Here is a 17,061-nt window from a genome sequence, read left to right on the forward strand (position 1 = left end):
ATTATTCTGCTAACTCATCGCTTTCGATTACAGCCTCTGTATGATCACATAAAGTGCACTGCAGCTTGGTTCCCTGCTTGTTGCGCTTCTCTATCATCCAGGAGCCGCAAGCCGGACATGGCTTCACTGACGGCTTATCCCAGGAGACAAAGTCACAGCCCGGATATTGGTCGCAGCCGTAGAAGACACGCCCCTTCTTGCTGCGCCGCTCCACTACCTTGCCTTCATGGCATTTCGGACAGCTTACACCGATATCCTTAATGATCGGCTTGGTGTTGCGGCATTCCGGAAATCCGGAGCAGGCCAGGAATTTGCCGAACCGGCCCAGCTTATAGACCATCGGCTTGCCGCATTTCTCACACAGCTCATCGGAGACTTCATCTTCAATCTCGATTTCCTTCATTTCTTCTTCCGCATATAGGAGTCTTTTCTCAAAGGATTCATAGAACTGGGCCAGCACCTTCACCCAATCCTCCGCACCTTCCTCCACATGGTCAAGGTCCCCTTCCATATGGGCGGTGAATTCCACATTGAGAATTTCCGGGAAGAACTCTTCCATTTGCTCTATGATTAGTTCTCCAAGCTCAGTCGGCATGAACTTCTTCTCTTCAATCGCCACATACCCGCGCTTCTGGATCGTCTCCAGGGTCGGAGCATACGTACTTGGACGGCCTATACCCAGTTCCTCAAGCGTCTTGACGAGACGGGCTTCTGTATATCTTGGCGGCGGCTGGGTGAAATGCTGCTTCGGCTCAATCTCGCGCTTCTCCAGCTCATCGCCCGCCTTCAGCTGCGGCAGGAACTTCTCTTCGTCTGTTGTGCCGTCGTCATTCCCTTCCACATACACCTTCATGAAGCCCGGGAACGAGACCTTGGACCCTACCGCTCTGAATATCGCTGTACCGGCTGTAATATCTACCGACAACGTATCCAGCAGCGCGGAAGACATCTGACTGGACACAAAACGCTCCCATACCAGCTTATACAACCGGAATTGATCACGGCTCATGAATTCCTTGACCGTATCCGGCTCACGCAGTGCAGAGGTCGGACGGATCGCTTCATGCGCGTCCTGGGCGCCCGCAGCCTTCTTGGAATATTGACGCGGCGTCTCGGGAATGAACTTCTCACCGTATTTGGATTGGATCAGCTCCTTGGCTTCATCCTGGGCCGTAGTGGATATACGCGTGGAATCTGTACGCATATAAGTGATTAACCCGACAGTGCCTTCCTTGCCCAGCTCCACTCCCTCATAGAGCTGCTGTGCAACAGACATCGTCTTGGACGCGCGGAAGCCCAGCTTACGGGCAGCCTCCTGCTGCAGTGAGCTTGTCGTGAACGGAGCGGATGGATGCCGCTGTCTCTCCTTCTCTTTCACTTCTTTGACCTGGAAGGCCGCGTTCTTAATCGCTTCCAGCACTTCCTGCACATCGCTCTCTTGACCCAGTTCCTTCTTCTCGCCGTTCAGCCGGTGGAACTTGGCTTCGAATTCAGAATCCCGAATCGCTAGCCGGGCAGTAATGCTCCAGTATTCTGTAGGAATGAATTCAGAAATTTCATTCTCCCGGTCCATAACAATCTTGACCGCTACCGATTGTACCCGTCCGGCGGAGAGGCCTTTTTTGACTTTCTTCCATAATAGAGGGCTAATCTTGTAACCGACAAGCCGGTCCAGAATCCGCCGCGCCTGCTGGGCGTTCACCAGATCCATATTAATCTTGCGCGGTGTCTTGAAGGCATCCTTCACCGCCTGCTTGGTAATTTCATTGAAGACCACACGGCATTCCTGTGTGTTGTCCAAATTCAGCGCATTTGCCAAATGCCAGGCAATAGCTTCCCCTTCGCGGTCCGGGTCAGCTGCGAGATAGACTTTTTTCACTTTTTTGCTGGCATCCTTAAGTTCCTTCAAGATAGAGCCCTTGCCGCGGATCGTTATATATTTGGGATTGAACTGATTCTCCACATCCACACCGATCTGACTTTTTGGCAAATCTATGATATGCCCCATTGATGCCTTAACAATATATTTGCTGCCCAGATATTTACCAATCGTTTTCGCTTTTGATGGTGATTCTACAATAACCAACGCATCTGCCATAGGTTTTCCTCCCAAAAGTTCGTAAGCAGATCACCTCCTGAACCAGTCCTCGGACCCGGCTGTACCAGGAAGTCTATGCTTACCACAGTTACTTCTATATTAAATTACCTTATAAATTGCACCCGGTAATTGTGTTACCGCTTTTTTTATGATTAAAGATAACAGAACTGAATGCAAATGTCCAAAATCCCACCTCGTTGACGCGAGCAGCTCATCGAGTGTAAACGGGCCTTGATGCAGTATATGGTAAAGGTGCAGCTCCTCACTTGTCAATTTCTTTTCCATCAGACCGGCTGGACTCTCCTGCTCTACTGCTCCTGCTGAAGCAGATGCAGCCCCCTTGGAAGGCAGGCAGGAGACGTATTCTTCCACAATATCTGAGGCGCAGGTTACCAGCTTCGCACCTTGCTTAATTAGCTCCAGTGCCCCTCTGCTCTTGGGAGAGGTCAGCGGCCCCGGCACGGCAAACACATCCCGGCCTGCTTCAAGCGCAGCATCGGCGGTGATCAGGGACCCGCTGCGGCTGTCTGCCTCCACCACCAGTGTTCCCAGCGTCAAGCCGGCGATAATCCGGTTGCGCTGCGGGAATAACCCGGGATGACTCGGAGTTCCGATAGGATATTCGCTAAGCACCAGCCCGTTCCGCGAAATCTGCCGCTCCAGTTCACGGTTATCCGGAGGATAGACCTTATCCAATCCGGTTGCCACCACCGCAATGGTCCCTCCTGCTCCGCCTAGCGCCGCTTCATGACAGACACTGTCAATCCCCCTCGCCAGGCCGCTTACAACCGTGAGACCGGCTGCACTTAGCTGTCCCGCCAGCATCTCCCCCACCTTGCGTCCATAAGCGGTAGGCACCCGGGTCCCCACCATAGCAACAGAGGGACGGGAAGCCAGCTCCAGACGGCCTCGGTAATACAATACCCAAGGCGGCTGAGGGGTTTCCCTCAGCTGTACAGGGTAGTGATCATCCAGAATAGTGACCATCGCTACACCGCTTTCTTCCATTAAAGAGAGGCGCTTGAGCACCCATGCTTCGTTGAAGTCTGCCGCCAGCCGGGCGGATATTACACCGCTGATTCCAGCCCGCTCCCACTCCTCAGCAGAACAGGAGAAGACAGCATTCGTCAAAAGACCCGCCCGGCGGATCTTGTCGATACTTTTCCAGCCAATCCCCTCCATCTCATGCAGACCGAACAACAGCTCCCGAATTTCCATATGTATTCTCTCCCCGTGCGGAAGGTCCAGCCTTCCATATTGTCTTAAACAAAATTGTCTTAAACCAAAAAAAGCAACCTTTCATCCGCGTTATCCGGGACAAAAGGTTGCTTACCTTCGATATACATTATACCTGCTTCAGCAGGAAAAGCTGTGACAAAACAACCCCACAAAGTGTAGATTTTGCTTCGATGATAACTCAGGTACTTTGCGGGGACCCCATAACATTTCGAACTAGCGTAAGAAGCGCTCTAGTGGGTCGTGAAGGCATTCAGGATGCCGCGTTCCTCAAGCACGCTGACAAGAGTAGAGCCCATTTCAGCAGGTGTTGGAGCTACCTTAATGCCGCAGGACTCCAGCACAGCGATCTTCTCGCTCGCCGTCCCTTTACCGCCTGAAATGATTGCTCCCGCATGGCCCATCCGTTTGCCTGGAGGTGCCGTAACCCCGCCGATGAAGCCCACTACAGGCTTGGTCATGTTCTCTTTGATCCACAGCGCAGCTTCTTCCTCCGCCGTCCCGCCGATCTCACCGATCATAATGACAGCCTTGGTGCCCGGGTCTTCATTGAAAAGCTTCAGGATGTCGATAAACTCCGAGCCCTTCACCGGGTCGCCCCCGATGCCTACCGCTGAGGATTGGCCGATTCCGCGCTCCGTCAGCTGATGTACGGCCTCATAGGTCAAGGTTCCGCTTCGGGAGACTACACCGACATACCCCGGCTTATGAATATAACCCGGCATAATGCCGATTTTGCATTCTCCAGGTGTGATGACACCCGGACAGTTGGGACCGATCAGCACCGTGGAGCGGCCCTCCATGTATCTGGACACTTTGACCATATCAAGCACCGGAATGCCTTCTGTGATACAAATGACCAGGTCCATCTCCGCATCCACCGCTTCCATAATCGAATCTGCGGCAAAAGCAGGCGGTACGTAAATGACACTTGCAGTTGCACCAGTGGCTGCTTTGGCGGCAACAACCGTGTCGAAGACAGGCAGACTCTTCTCGGTAGCGTTGTCCAGGGTAATCTGAACCGTAGTCCCCCCCTTGCCCGGAGTTACACCGCCAACCATCTGTGTTCCGTAGTCCAGCGCACCTTTTGTATGAAATAAACCCGTAGCGCCGGTAATTCCCTGGGTAATGACTTTCGTATTTTTATCTACAAGAATGCTCATGCGATAGGTCACATCCTCACTTTTATTGTCGAATATTACACCAGAGCAACGATTTTGCGGGCACCGTCCGCCATGGAATCAGCAGCAACGATATTCAGTCCGGAGCCGGCGAGAATCTCCTTGCCCAGTGCCACATTCGTGCCCTCAAGACGTACGACCAGCGGCTTGGTTAAGCCAAGCTGTCTTGCCGCTTCGACTACACCGGTAGCGATGACATCACAACGCATAATACCGCCGAAAATATTAACAAAAATACCGTTCACCTTGTCATCGGACAGGATGATTTTGAAAGCCTCCGTTACCTTCTCAGTCGTCGCACCGCCCCCTACATCCAGGAAGTTGGCCGGTTCGCCGCCATAATATTTAATGATGTCCATAGTCGCCATCGCCAGGCCCGCCCCGTTCACCATACAGCCGATGTTGCCGTCAAGTGCGATGTAGCTGAGGTCGAATTTGGACGCTTCGATTTCTTTGGCATCCTCTTCGTCCAGATCACGCAGCTCCAGGATATCCTTGTGGCGGAACAGACTGTTGGAATCGAAGTTAAGCTTGGCATCAAGCGCCATCACATTACCGTCTGCAGTAACGACCAGCGGGTTGATCTCCGCAATTGAGCAATCTTTATCCACAAAAGCCAGATATAGCGCTTGCATGAACTTGACCGCTTTGTTCACCAGTTCGGGAGGAATGGCAATGCTGTAAGCCAGCTTACGCGCCTGGAAGGTCTGAAGTCCCACCGCCGGATCAACGATTTCCTTGAAAATCTTCTCGGGATGTGTAGCCGCCACCTCTTCAATCTCCGTACCGCCCTCTTCGGATGCCATCATGACGACCCGTCCGGAAGCGCGGTCCACAACCAGACCGATATAATATTCTTTGACAATCTGACAGCCTTCTTCAATCAGCAGCCGTTTCACTACCTTGCCCTCGGGTCCCGTCTGATGGGTCACCAGTGTCTTGCCGAGGATCTCGGACGCAAAGCTGCGGACCTCATCACTGTTCTTCGCCACCTTGACGCCGCCGGCTTTGCCGCGTCCGCCAGCATGAATCTGCGCTTTGACTACAACCACAGGTGTACCCAGCGCTGCGGCAGCTTCCACTGCTTCGTCCACTGTATAAGCAACTTTTCCGTTCGGTACGGCTACGCCATACTTCTTAAGTACTTCTTTTCCCTGATACTCGTGGATATTCATTCCGGAAGCCTCCTAAAGTGTTGCGGTGACCTGTGCAGGCAGCCTGCAGTCATTCCGCATTCCGTTTTGATTGTCCAAAGCCGGGTCCAGACCGGTTGTTAACCGGCAATATCCCGGTACAAGCAGAGCGCCTGCGCCTGAAGCATATGCTGCAAACGGTACGGTCCTCTGCCAGTAGCATATAGTTCCTATCACATAGTGATATCTATAATTACCTATATGCCAGAATGTGAAACCCAGAATATTGTAACATGTTTTAAAAACGCTTTCCTTAAAAACTTTCACTATTTATACATACATTTTCGCTCGGTTTCATGCCGGAATGCGAACGATTGCATTGACATCCATGCTGAAACGGCTTTACCGCCCTTATTCAGGACGGCGAAACCTATACCCTTATATGTGAGTGAGACTACGATTTCGAATTGCTAATGTTAGCTTCGTGCACCCGGTCCAAGAGATTTTTGAACTGTCCCAGCAAATCTATGAACTCTACCGGGGAGAGCTTCGTACCTTCTACCATTTTGCCGGGAATGTCCATAGCATTCTGCTGCAGCGACAAGCCTTGGGGTGTTAATGATATCAGCACCTTCCGCTCATCCTGCAAAGAACGTTCACGCAAAATTAGTCCTGCAGCCTGCAGCCGCTTGAGCAGCGGAGTCAGTGTGCCTGAATCGAGGAACAGAGCTTCACCCAGCTCCTTGACTGTACATTGCTGTCTCTCCCACAGGACCAGCATAACCAGATACTGCGAATACGTTAATCCGATCTTATCCAGATGAGGCTGGTATAGCTTCGTAAATTCACGTGAACAGGCATAAATCGTAAAGCAAAGCTGGTTCTCCAGCATAAGCTCAGGGGTTGTAGTGGATTCTTTTTGCATTTCTTCTTCACCTGCCTTTGTGACATTAGTTTATCACAATTCATCCATAATATCATGTTAATAGCGGGAAATAGATTGACTTTTATTTTAATTGTGTTAAATTAAGTTGTGTACAATACAATTTGAAAACGAACGGGAGCGATTTAATATGATGACCATCCAACAGAAAATGTACGAAACAACAGTAAAAGCCGTAGGCGGCAGACAGGGTTCTATCGAATCCGACAGCCCGAAGCTGAATCTTGCGATCAGCACACCACGAGAAATGGGCGGCGCCGGCGGTGAAGGCACGAATCCTGAGCAGCTGTTCGCAGCCGGATATTCCGCTTGCTTCGACAGCGCGCTGAACATGGTTGCACGTATAGGCAAGGTAAAGATCGAAGGCTCTGAAGTAACGGCTACCGTCAGCTTCGGTAAAGTGGAAGACGGCGGCTTCGGTATTGCCGTGAAGATGGATGTTCTGGTCAAGGGTGTTGACCGTGAGACCGCTGAACGGCTGGTACAAGAAGCTCATGGCGCATGTCCTTACTCCCGTGCTACCCGTGGTAACATCGAAGTAGAATTGAACGTGCTGTAAGAATAGCTTCACAAGTAGAAACGGCATTGCCGTCCTTTTTAAGGATAGTACCGTTTCAGCATCCAACCCCTGTCCGGCGGCCCCGGACGGGGGTTTTGGCGTGTCAGGCTTCCTCCTCCACCATGACCTGCCTGTCCAGATTGCGGTATTGGACCGCTTCGGCCAGATGGGCAGCGCCAATCTCCTCCGCTGCTTCCAGATCGGCAATCGTGCGGGCCAGCTTAATAATCCGGTCATGCGCCCGCATGCTGAGTCCGAGACTCTCGAGAATACTGCTGAGCAGCATCTCCTCTTCCGGCCGCAGTGCAGCATAACGGCGAAGCGCCGCCCCGGACAGCTCGCTGTTCCAGGAAATCGGCAGAGTCTTATATCGCTCCGCCTGAATCGCCTGAGCCCGCAGAACCTCAGAACGCATCTGTGCCGTCGAGACCGGAGGTACACTCCTGTCGCCTGCTCTTGGACGCGGCACATCAACCTGCATATCCATCCGGTCCAGCAGCGGGCCCGAGATTTTGCCCCGGTACTGGGCGATTTTGGCCGGACTGCAGCTGCACCGCTGCTCTGTACTGCCATTGCCCAGAAACCCGCACATGCAGGGATTCATGGAGCAAGCGAGCAGGAACTGGGCAGGAAAAGTGAAGGATGCCCGCGCCCGGCTGATGGTGACAATCCCATCCTCCAGCGGCTGGCGGAGCACTTCAAGCACGGTCCGGGAGAACTCGGGCAGCTCGTCCAGGAAGAGAATGCCGCGGTGCGCGAGACTCACCTCCCCCGGCTTCGGAATTCCTCCCCCGCCGATCAATCCGGCTGCCGAGATGGTATGATGCGGTGAACGAAACGGGCGCTCGCGCAGCAAGCCGCCTCCACCGTCCCTAAGCTTCCCGGCAGCACTGAATATCTTCATCACCTCAAGCGATTCTTGATCGTTAAGATCGGGAAGAATTCCGGGTAACCGCTTAATCAGCATCGTCTTGCCCGTACCTGGAGGGCCGATCAGAATAATATTGTGCATTCCCGCTGCCGCAATCGTAAGGGCACGCTTCACATGATTCTGGCCGATAACATCGCTGTAATCTTCATTCATAAGCTGCTTCATCCCAAGCAGGGAGGGAATATTCTCCGCTGGCTCAGAATGGTATCTCAAATGGTCCAGGGACAACGCCAGAACGGGCGGACGCTTCCTGGAGGACGCTTCAGCACTCACAGATACAGATACCGGAAACGGCAAATCAGCCTGCGGCAAGGGCAAGTCTGATCCGGCTGCTTCAGACTGTTCAACCGGATTCGGCGAAGGAAGCTGACCGGGCTGAGGCAGCTCCCGCAAATGCCCGGCAGTGTACACCTTCATTCCCGCGATTAATGCAGCTTCAGCCGCATTGCCGGGCGGCACCAGAACAGCATGAATCCCGGCCTGCCGCGCAGCCTGGGCCATGGATAACACCCCATTTACCGGCCGCAGACTTCCATCGAGCGCAAGCTCACCAATCAGCAGCATCTGCCCGGCTTCCGGCATAACAAGCTGGCCGCTGGTCGTCAGTATCCCCAGGGCAATCGCCAGATCAAATGCCGAGCCCTCCTTGCGCAGGTCCGCCGGGGCCAGATTAATCGTCACCCGCTGTTGGGGATAGCTGTAACCGCAATTCTTGACGGCGGACCGTACCCGCTCCACCGCTTCCCTGACTGCCGAATCCGGCAGGCCGATAATATGGGTCTGCGGCAAGCCGTTAGCCAGATCCACCTCCACTCCGATCATTACACCTTCAATGCCATACAGGCATGCACTATGCATTTTTCCGTACACAAATAAGCACCTCTTCTCCAGAAATACACCCGCAACGGGCGTTCGTTTCCAGGAAAAAAGGTGCTTCCTCTTTTTCCGTAAGCTCAATTACACTCAGTATACCTAAAACCCTACACAACATGCAAGGTTATTGCGCATATAGCGCTGCATAAAAATCGGTTTTCAATCGTCTTGCATAAATATGCAACTACGACCAAAGAATCATTTTATTCAGCCTTCTTCACTGGCTACCACCGAATCCCTTATCTGTTCAAAGGACAGCGGGGTGTAATTCCAGTGCTCCACACAAATATTAAAGTGATGATTGCCCTCATATTTCTGTCCATGAATATGACCGTGCACATTCACGTAAGGCATATGCTTGTTCATATACATCGGCTCATGCGAGAGCAGAAAAAACTCCTTGTATATCAGCGGATACTCACTGACCTCATCAAATCCGGCTTCCAGCCACCATCCCCGTCCGCGTCCACGGTCATGATTGCCAAGAATCAGTATTTTGTACCCGTTCAGGGCAGCCACAATGCTCCGTGTCTCCTCTTGATTCCTGAAAGAAAAGTCCCCCAGATGAAAAATCTTGTCTTCCTCTCTTACGACTGCATTCCAGTTCGCAACCATCACCTTGTCCATCTCTTCCGCACTGGCAAAAGGCCGCGATTCAAAATCAATGATCTGCTTGTGGCCAAAATGATGATCTGAGGTAAAAAATTCGTTGGACAAGATCGCTCCCCGCTTTCGCTAAGTGCCTGTTGCTTATTCATTCCACTTCCGTTTGGCTCTGCGCCGGTTCACATCCATTTGTATTAATTCCGCCACCGGCGGACCTTCCTCATGCTCGATCAGCCATTTGCGCATTTCCTTAATGGCCTCCACTTGCCCGTTACCCTTGTCGCGCCAGGTCAGCAGCTCAATCACATTGATGACCAGTGACAAGAGGCTGCTGTTGCTGTCTTGGGTTTTCTCAGCACGCATCTTGTGGAATAACGCTTCATTCTCCCAGTCAATCAATATCTCTTCCGCTATTGCAGGCCGCATAACGGTGAATGTCTTATTACAATTACTGCAGCATACAACGGATAAGGGCTCTGCGCCAAGTTCCGCTACTATATTATGCTCACAATTTTGGCAAGTAAAGCTTACCTGTATATTCATTGATTGATTCCTCATTCCGGCAGCCCTCCTCATGGTGGCATTAAAAGTTACACTAATGTTTACCCACTTCTTTTGAGAAATGACCCATGAAGTCCGGCATCTGTCAAGGATAATTGTTAAATTCTAACCTGTTTTTGCAAAACAGAGACAGCTAAAAGGCTTCCCGGAGATGGCGCAGGGAGGCGATGCTTAAATCCGGCTGAAGCTGTACAGCGATCACATCGAAGGCAATTGCAGCCGGCTGCAGTCCCTGCATGTGCAGGTAGACCCGGGCTGTCTCTCTCACCTGACGGATTTTGCGTGCATCAACCGATTCCTCCGCAGTGCCCTGCACGGCTGAGCCGCTCCGGCTGCGCACCTCAATGAAGACCAGAGCGCCTTCATACTCCGCGATAATATCCAGCTCTCCGCTGCGGCAGCGCCAGTTATAATCCCGGATGAGGTAGCCCCGCGAAGTCAGATACATTCGGGCCGCCTGCTCGGCAGCAGCGCCTTTCTCCTGACGGGTGTAGGTTCTGCCGTCTCCGTTATGGCTCACTTCTGTCTCCGTTCACCAGCTGTCCGGTCACTCTGGTATACATAGCTGAGAATTTCAGCCACCAGCTGATAGAGCTGAGGCGGAATCTGCTGGTCGAGATCCAGCTTCGACAGCACCTCTACCAACGCCGCATCCTCCTGCACCGCTACTCCGTTTTCCTTTGCCTTTTGCAGGATGATGTCTGCAACCGAGCCCTGCCCCTTAGCGACAACCACCGGCGCTTCGCTCTGGCCCGGAATATATTTGAGCGCCACTGCCTTCTTGAGGTTCTGCGGAACCTTCTGCTCAGACTCACTCATATGCGGTAATCCACTCCTTTGTACTCCTGAGGAGCATAATCGGACGGCTTCACCGCAGCAGCGGCCACACTCCGTTCCGGCAATGCCTCCGTACGCATGCTGGACAGCTGATAACCTATGCCTTCTACCGCCGTTTTCATCTCCTCGCGGCGGCCCTCCAGCAGCTCCAGTACCCATGGTTCATCGTTATGCAGCTTCAGGCTGACGATGCGGTCGACCACCTGTACATCGACCATCGTCTGGCCGAGCTGCTTCATGTCCAAATCGAACCACAAGCGGCAATTCGCCGCGTCGAGTTCCCCTTTGCTGCCGCGCCGCGACTGGATCTGGACGGAGGCCGTCTCCCGTCCATCCGGACCATGCAGCGGCAGGAACATCGTCACCTGCGCGAACGGCGCGGTGCGGTCTGTATTCAGCAGCAGCTGCTGGCCTGTCAGCTGCTGCACCAGCTGGCCCGCGGCTTCCTTCACCGCGGGCGGGGTCTCGCTGCTGCCCAGTACCTGCAGCAGCACGCCCTTGAGCGTACCGGCGGCATCTTCTGCGCCGCCGGACGCTGCCTGCGCGGCGGCGGTGTGCGCCCCGCCGCCGCGCAGGATCTGCTGCTCGTGCTCCGCACCGAGCAGCTTCAAGATCCGCCCCACCCAGGGGTCTGTCCCCTGGGTGGCAGCGGGTTCCCCCTGCGGCGGCGCAGCCGCAGGGGCTGCACTGCCGCCCGCCGCGCCGGAGGCGGGCGGCGCTTCGGCGAGCTGCGGCAGAGTGCCGCGCAGCTCGGAGAGCACGCCCTGCAGCTTCGCGAGCAGGGCAGGCCCCGCAGCGCTCTGCGCCTGCGCGGCAACACCAGCGCCCTCACGCACCCCAGCTGCGATTCCCGCACCTTCACGCGTTCCTGCCGCGTTCCCTGTGCTTTCTCGCACTCCAGCTGCGATTCCCGCACCTTCGCGCGCCCCTGCCGCGTTTCCTGCGCTTTCTCGCACTCCAGCTGCGTTCCCCGCACCCTCACGCGCTCCAGCCACGCTTCCCGCGCCGTCACGCGCTCCAACCGCGTTCCCCGCTCCTTCACCACGCGTTCCCGCTACAGCACCCGCACCTTCGCGCGCTCCAGCTGTGTTCCCCGCTCCTTCGCGTGCTCCAGCTGCAATTCCCGCTCCTTCACCACGCGTTCCCGCTACAGCACCCGCTCCTTCACGCGCCCCTGCCGCGTTCCCCGCTCCTTCACCACGCGTTCCCGCTACAGCACCCGCACCTTCTCGCACTCCAGCTGCGTTACCCGCACCTTCGCGCGTTCCTGCCGCGTTCCCCGCTCCTTCACCACGCGTTCCCGCTACAGCACCCGATCCAGCCGTATTCCCTGCGCCATCTCGCACTCCCGCCGCATTCCCGCTTCCTGCCGGCTCCGCATCTCCCGCCGGTACTAATGCAGCTTGTCCATTGGCACTGCCAGCAGCCTGCGAAGTACCCCCATTACCGGTTACTCCTGCCTGAGTATTCACCCCGGCAGCTCCTCCCGGAAGAGCACCGGCTGCTGGAGTATTAACAGCCAGACCGGCATTCGCTCCGCCTGTCAGCAGCCCTCCCGCAGGTCTGCTATTCCCCGCTCCTTGACCTGATCCGTCGCCGTCCGCTCCTTGCTGCACCCAAACGTTCAGCGCAGTCTCCAGCTTCGCCAGCAGATCATGCAGCTTCGGTCCGAATACAGCCTGCTGTAGCCCTTTCACCGTCTCAGCCGTTACAGGCAAGCCGCGCTTCACTGAGATTACAGCCGCCTCCAGCCACTCTGAAGCAGGGACACCTGGAGGCTTGGCATTCATGACTGCATCCAGCTTCGCTGCAGTCTCCTTGGTGAAGGCCAGCCCTCCGGCTTGCATCGCTTGAACAATCTCCCGTCCCGCCTTGGAATTGGCAAGTCCAAGCGACTCCAGCGCTTCGCCCATACTCTGCGGCGAGACCATAGCCGCCTCCCCCAGAGAGACCGGCTTAAGCACCGGCAAGCCGCCTTCTCCTGGTGCACCCACCTGCAGGTTCAACGTCTGACCGGCTGCCAGCGGTGTTTCCAGTTCAGCCCGTACCGGCGTTCCCTGAATCTGCACCACAGCTTCTTTTCCGGAATCGGATACGCTTAGCACAACGCCGCGAACAACCTGACCTTCCTTAAGCTCTACAGATTTGGCCTCCCCCGCCTTGCTGTCGCCAAGCAAACCGCGAACCAGTGATCCGATGTTCATGTTGTCCGCCTCCCTTCTTTCTATTTATATCGGTATTTCGTCTTCGTTTGTGATTATCGGGATGATACGCCAAGTGGAAACTGCTATGCCATCCTTTTAGAGGACGGCACCGTTTCAGCGAGAAATAGAAGGATAATGTAGATGTGAAACTATACATTCTTATATTTTTAGAATAAAGACAACTGTTCCTGCTCGGCAAGAATATTGCCGATGAAGCTGCGCCGGTGCATCGGAGTTACACCCAGTGCCTTGATCTGTTCACGGTGCAGCTTTGTCGCGTATCCTTTATGTACTTTGATCCCGTAATCCGGGTATAATTCCTCCCACAAGCCCTCACAGAGCCGGTCACGTGTCACCTTGGCTACAATGGATGCGGCAGCAATCGACTGGCTGTTGGCATCCCCTTTAATGATGGCACGCTGCGGCAAGGGCAGGTCCACCTTCTCCGCATCAATCAGCATATAGTCCGGCTGCTGGCTTAATCCTTCTACCGCCAGGCGCATCGCCAGACGCGAAGCCTGCTTAATGTTAATTTCATCGATTACCGCCGCCTCCACATGCCCTAAGCTTACCGCCAGCGCCTGCTCCATAATGGTCTCATACAGAGCATCCCGCTTTTTGGCCGTCAGCTTCTTCGAGTCATCCACACCCTCAATAATCAGCCCCGCCGGCAAAATCACCGCTGCGGCCACCACATCTCCGAACAAACAGCCCCGCCCCACTTCATCCACACCTGCGATGTGACGGAAGGATTGTCCCCAGCCTTCTTTTTCATAGCCAAGCATATCTATCTCACTCACTGTCTCTCCACCTGCCCATTAAAATTAAAGTAACCCTACATCTATGATCTTCCTACGAATAAATGACAGAATGCGAGTTCCATAAGAACTTCGAACTTGCGCTCATTTCCATCCAATCCCAGTCTCAGAATTTTAAAATTCTGCACTGAATACAACAATCCCTTCATTAATACTGCGCAAATCCAAAAAAGTTGTATGAATAACATCATTTCTCTTCCCACAAGCTGCCTTAACGAGGACATTCCTGCATTTCATACAACACTTTTGCTACGCCGCCCCATTCCCCGCCTACACGCAAAAAAGAGCCACCCCTCATTCACGGATGGCTCTTCCATTCCATACTACATTCTACTATTCAGGTGTCTCCAGCGTGAAACGTCCAAGCTTCCCTGCACGAAGCTCATGCAGCAGCGCGCGTGAAGCCTTCTCCAGATCCACCCGGCCGCCGCTCATCAGACAACCGCGCTTACGCCCGACTGCTTCCATAACGGCCACGATTTCGTCCGGGTTCTCTAAGTCCTCCGGCAGCTTATTGATATCGAAGCGTTCCTGGAACCGGCTTCCGTAATCCTTCACCAGATACTTCACCGCATAATAAGCGATATCCTCAATATTCAGGATTTCTTCCTTAATAGCCCCGGTTACTGCCAGCTTATAGCCTACCGTCTGGTCCTCGAACTTCGGCCAGAGAATCCCCGGCGTATCCAGCAGTTCCAGACTACCGCCAGTCTTAATCCATTGCTGGCCCTTGGTAACCCCCGGACGGTCACCGGTAATCGCAATATTTTTTCCAGCCATCCGGTTAATGAGAGTCGATTTGCCTACGTTGGGAATGCCCACAATCAGTGCCCGCATCGCACGCGGATTCATGCCCTTGGCAATTTGCCGGTCGATCTTGTCCTTCAGCAGCAGCTTCACCTGCTCGGGAATCTCTTTTATCCCGGTGCCAGTAGAAGCATCTACCGGATAGGCAACATGACCCTGCTGCTTGAAATAAGCCAGCCACTTGCGTGTAGCTTCCGGATCGGCCAGATCTGCTTTGTTTAGAATAATCAGCCTTGGCTTGTCCCGCAAAATATCGTCAATCATCGGATTACGGCTCGAGATCGGCAGACGGGAATCAAGCAGTTCTATTGCAACATCAATCAGCTTCAGCTTATCCTCGATTTGCCGTCTAGCCCTCGTCATATGACCAGGAAACCATTGAATGGCCAATGCCGTCACCTCCTTTGACTTCTGTCAGCTTAAAATAATTAATGATTTATTAATGAGATATTCTTCACCGGCCAGAAAATAAGGTCTGCACGGCCGACAATATCCCCCAGCGGCACATAACCGATCATCCGGCTGTCCGTACTGTCAGAGCGGTTATCCCCCATTACGAACACATGGCCTTCCGGCACCTTATTGTCCGTAAACTGCTCATTCGGGAAGTTCTTATTGTTGTACAAAATGTTGTTAGTATGCGCATCATCAATCGCGCTCTGGATATACGTCTCGTTCACAGGCTCTCCGTTAACTGTAACGACATCCCCTTCAACTGTGACTGTGTCGCCTGCCACACCAATGACACGTTTAATGAAATCCCGGCCCTCAGAGGGCACATGGAACACAATGACTTCCCCGCGCTCCGGCTTGCGGATATCGTAGAGAATTTCATTGACAATCACCCGTTCGCCTGTATGGAAGTTAGGCTTCATGGAAGGGCCGTCTACGATAAACGGTTTGAACAAAAGCCAGCGTATTAGAATAACCAGAACCAATGCAATCGCTATCGCTTTAATCCATTCCAGGACTTCATTCTTTGGCTTCCGTGGGCTCTGGCCGTTAGAATCAATCACTTCGCCTTGCCCTTGCTGCAAATCCTGCTGCATAGTTCACCGTCCTCTCCAATAATTGTTATCTCCACTATACAATACAAAAAAGCTCCTGCCAAAAACTCCCCCGCGATTACTCCTTCAGGAGGCCTTTTCGGAGAAGCTGTTCCTAAGGCACATATGTCTAAAAAACCCACAAAGTAATGTTTTAACTTCGATGCTTAGTCAGGTACTTTGCGGGGATCCACAATTCTGTAATCACAAGAAATAAACGAAAGGGGCTTGAATTCAAGCCCCTTTCCTTTGTCACTATTCTAGCGACGAATTTCTTTAATTCTTGCAGCTTTACCGCGCAGGTCACGAAGATAGTACAGCTTCGCACGACGCACTTTACCACGGCGAGCCACTTCGATTTTCTCGAGTTTAGGGGAGTTGACTGGGAATGTTCTTTCCACACCAACACCATAAGAGATTTTACGAACCGTAAAAGTCTCACCGATACCGCCGCCGCGACGTTTGATTACAACGCCTTCGAACAGCTGGATACGCTCACGAGTTCCTTCGATAACTTTTACATGCACCTTCAAAGTGTCACCCGGGCGAAAACTCGGGATATCTGTACGAAGTTGCTCTTGTGTAATTGCTTGTAGGATATTCATTAAGGACTTCCTCCTTCCGTACAGGTGTTCTTGCCTCTTCCGGAGAGCCATTGCTCTCCCTCATTATCCGCAGAGGACCACCGTATTCCACACAACAGAAGTAATTTTATCATAAAAGACAGGTTCATGCAACATATATTTATTCATTAAAGCGGCAGCATATCCCGTTTCTTCGCCTTCACCTTGCAATCCTTGCAGAGTCCGACCACACTTCCGTCATCCTGGGCATAAAAAACCAGCTTGCCGTTCTTCTTCTTACAGGAGGAGCACTGCTGATCCGCAGCATTCTGCTTGGCTTTACGGTGCCCTTCCATAGAAATCACATTACTGGCCTTCCCTTGCTTCGGCGCTTCAGACTGATCTTGGCTCATCCGGCTGCGGTACACGGTATAGACAACTGCACCCACCAACACAACGATCAGGAATGCTGCATACTGCATTTGGCTCATCCGCCCCTCTGACTTGTTCAGTCAAAATAGTAAACAGACCGTCTCCCGGGTCTGCTTCCGTGCCGGCCCTCCAGCTGTCACATTTCATTCTTCCGGTCCTTCATCTAACGACAGTGTACCATAATGCCTCTCTAAAATGTAGTAGCTAAGCTTACTGGACTATAGTCCAGTAGA

17 protein-coding genes are annotated in these 17,061 nt (G+C 53.3%); 1 reads left to right on the forward strand and 16 read right to left on the reverse strand.

Annotated elements, in window-relative coordinates:
• Position 1: 1 nt before the first annotated feature.
• From topA to MKX51_RS17730, 5 genes are all read right to left on the reverse strand, one after another.
• Positions 2–2,098 carry a type I DNA topoisomerase gene (gene topA / locus MKX51_RS17710; protein ID WP_340993293.1) on the reverse strand — a complete coding sequence of 699 codons (2,097 nt, stop codon included), beginning with the start codon at positions 2,096–2,098 and terminating at the stop codon, positions 2–4.
• A gap of 99 nt (positions 2,099–2,197) precedes the next feature.
• Complete coding sequence (gene dprA / locus MKX51_RS17715) at positions 2,198–3,316, reverse strand: DNA-processing protein DprA (RefSeq protein ID WP_340993294.1); 1,119 nt, start codon at positions 3,314–3,316, stop codon at positions 2,198–2,200.
• A gap of 251 nt (positions 3,317–3,567) precedes the next feature.
• Positions 3,568–4,497 (reverse strand): succinate--CoA ligase subunit alpha, encoded by a 930-nt coding sequence (gene sucD / locus MKX51_RS17720; RefSeq protein WP_340993295.1) that lies wholly within the window; start codon positions 4,495–4,497, stop codon positions 3,568–3,570.
• Positions 4,498–4,532: 35 nt separating this feature from the next.
• Positions 4,533–5,690 (reverse strand): ADP-forming succinate--CoA ligase subunit beta, encoded by a 1,158-nt coding sequence (sucC, locus tag MKX51_RS17725; RefSeq protein WP_340940063.1) that lies wholly within the window; start codon positions 5,688–5,690, stop codon positions 4,533–4,535.
• Between the two features lie 412 nt (positions 5,691–6,102).
• Positions 6,103–6,573, reverse strand: coding sequence for a MarR family winged helix-turn-helix transcriptional regulator (locus tag MKX51_RS17730; RefSeq protein WP_340940061.1), 471 nt, complete (start codon positions 6,571–6,573; stop codon positions 6,103–6,105).
• A gap of 148 nt (positions 6,574–6,721) precedes the next feature.
• Between MKX51_RS17730 and MKX51_RS17735 the strand changes: the two genes are divergently transcribed.
• Complete coding sequence (locus MKX51_RS17735; protein ID WP_340993296.1) at positions 6,722–7,150, forward strand: organic hydroperoxide resistance protein; 429 nt, start codon at positions 6,722–6,724, stop codon at positions 7,148–7,150.
• 103 nt (positions 7,151–7,253) lie between these two features.
• Here the strand turns inward: MKX51_RS17735 and MKX51_RS17740 are convergent, their stop codons facing one another.
• The 11 genes from MKX51_RS17740 to MKX51_RS17790 form a co-directional block, all read right to left on the reverse strand.
• Positions 7,254–8,951 (reverse strand): YifB family Mg chelatase-like AAA ATPase, encoded by a 1,698-nt coding sequence (locus MKX51_RS17740; RefSeq protein ID WP_340993297.1) that lies wholly within the window; start codon positions 8,949–8,951, stop codon positions 7,254–7,256.
• Positions 8,952–9,161: 210 nt separating this feature from the next.
• Positions 9,162–9,671: a phosphoesterase gene (locus MKX51_RS17745; RefSeq protein WP_340993298.1), complete on the reverse strand. Its 510-nt coding sequence runs from the start codon at positions 9,669–9,671 to the stop codon at positions 9,162–9,164.
• A 33-nt stretch (positions 9,672–9,704) separates the two neighbouring features.
• A complete protein-coding gene (locus MKX51_RS17750) occupies positions 9,705–9,986 on the reverse strand; it encodes a hypothetical protein (protein WP_340993299.1) in 282 nt (93 codons plus the stop codon).
• Between the two features lie 268 nt (positions 9,987–10,254).
• Positions 10,255–10,641 carry a YraN family protein gene (locus MKX51_RS17755; protein ID WP_340993300.1) on the reverse strand — a complete coding sequence of 129 codons (387 nt, stop codon included), beginning with the start codon at positions 10,639–10,641 and terminating at the stop codon, positions 10,255–10,257.
• The gene (locus MKX51_RS17760; RefSeq protein ID WP_036692460.1) at positions 10,638–10,940 is read right to left on the reverse strand and encodes an EscU/YscU/HrcU family type III secretion system export apparatus switch protein; all 303 of its coding nucleotides are present in this window, start codon (positions 10,938–10,940) and stop codon (positions 10,638–10,640) included. The genes MKX51_RS17755 and MKX51_RS17760 overlap by 4 nt, the downstream gene beginning before the upstream one ends.
• The gene (locus MKX51_RS17765) at positions 10,937–13,162 is read right to left on the reverse strand and encodes a DNA ligase (RefSeq protein ID WP_340993301.1); all 2,226 of its coding nucleotides are present in this window, start codon (positions 13,160–13,162) and stop codon (positions 10,937–10,939) included. The genes MKX51_RS17760 and MKX51_RS17765 overlap by 4 nt, the downstream gene beginning before the upstream one ends.
• Before the next feature lie 167 nt (positions 13,163–13,329).
• Positions 13,330–13,947 (reverse strand): ribonuclease HII, encoded by a 618-nt coding sequence (locus MKX51_RS17770; protein ID WP_339314898.1) that lies wholly within the window; start codon positions 13,945–13,947, stop codon positions 13,330–13,332.
• A gap of 366 nt (positions 13,948–14,313) precedes the next feature.
• Positions 14,314–15,177: a ribosome biogenesis GTPase YlqF gene (gene ylqF / locus MKX51_RS17775; RefSeq protein WP_340940047.1), complete on the reverse strand. Its 864-nt coding sequence runs from the start codon at positions 15,175–15,177 to the stop codon at positions 14,314–14,316.
• 38 nt (positions 15,178–15,215) lie between these two features.
• Entirely contained in the window at positions 15,216–15,836 is a 621-nt protein-coding gene (lepB, locus tag MKX51_RS17780) for a signal peptidase I (protein ID WP_340993302.1), read from the reverse strand.
• A gap of 257 nt (positions 15,837–16,093) precedes the next feature.
• The gene (gene rplS, locus MKX51_RS17785) at positions 16,094–16,438 is read right to left on the reverse strand and encodes a 50S ribosomal protein L19 (protein WP_173133107.1); all 345 of its coding nucleotides are present in this window, start codon (positions 16,436–16,438) and stop codon (positions 16,094–16,096) included.
• A gap of 146 nt (positions 16,439–16,584) precedes the next feature.
• A complete protein-coding gene (locus tag MKX51_RS17790; protein WP_340993303.1) occupies positions 16,585–16,878 on the reverse strand; it encodes a hypothetical protein in 294 nt (97 codons plus the stop codon).
• Between the last annotated feature and the right edge of the window lie 183 nt (positions 16,879–17,061).

The organism is Paenibacillus sp. FSL M7-0420 (assembly GCF_038002345.1).
GTDB lineage: Bacteria > Bacillota > Bacilli > Paenibacillales > Paenibacillaceae > Paenibacillus_AQ.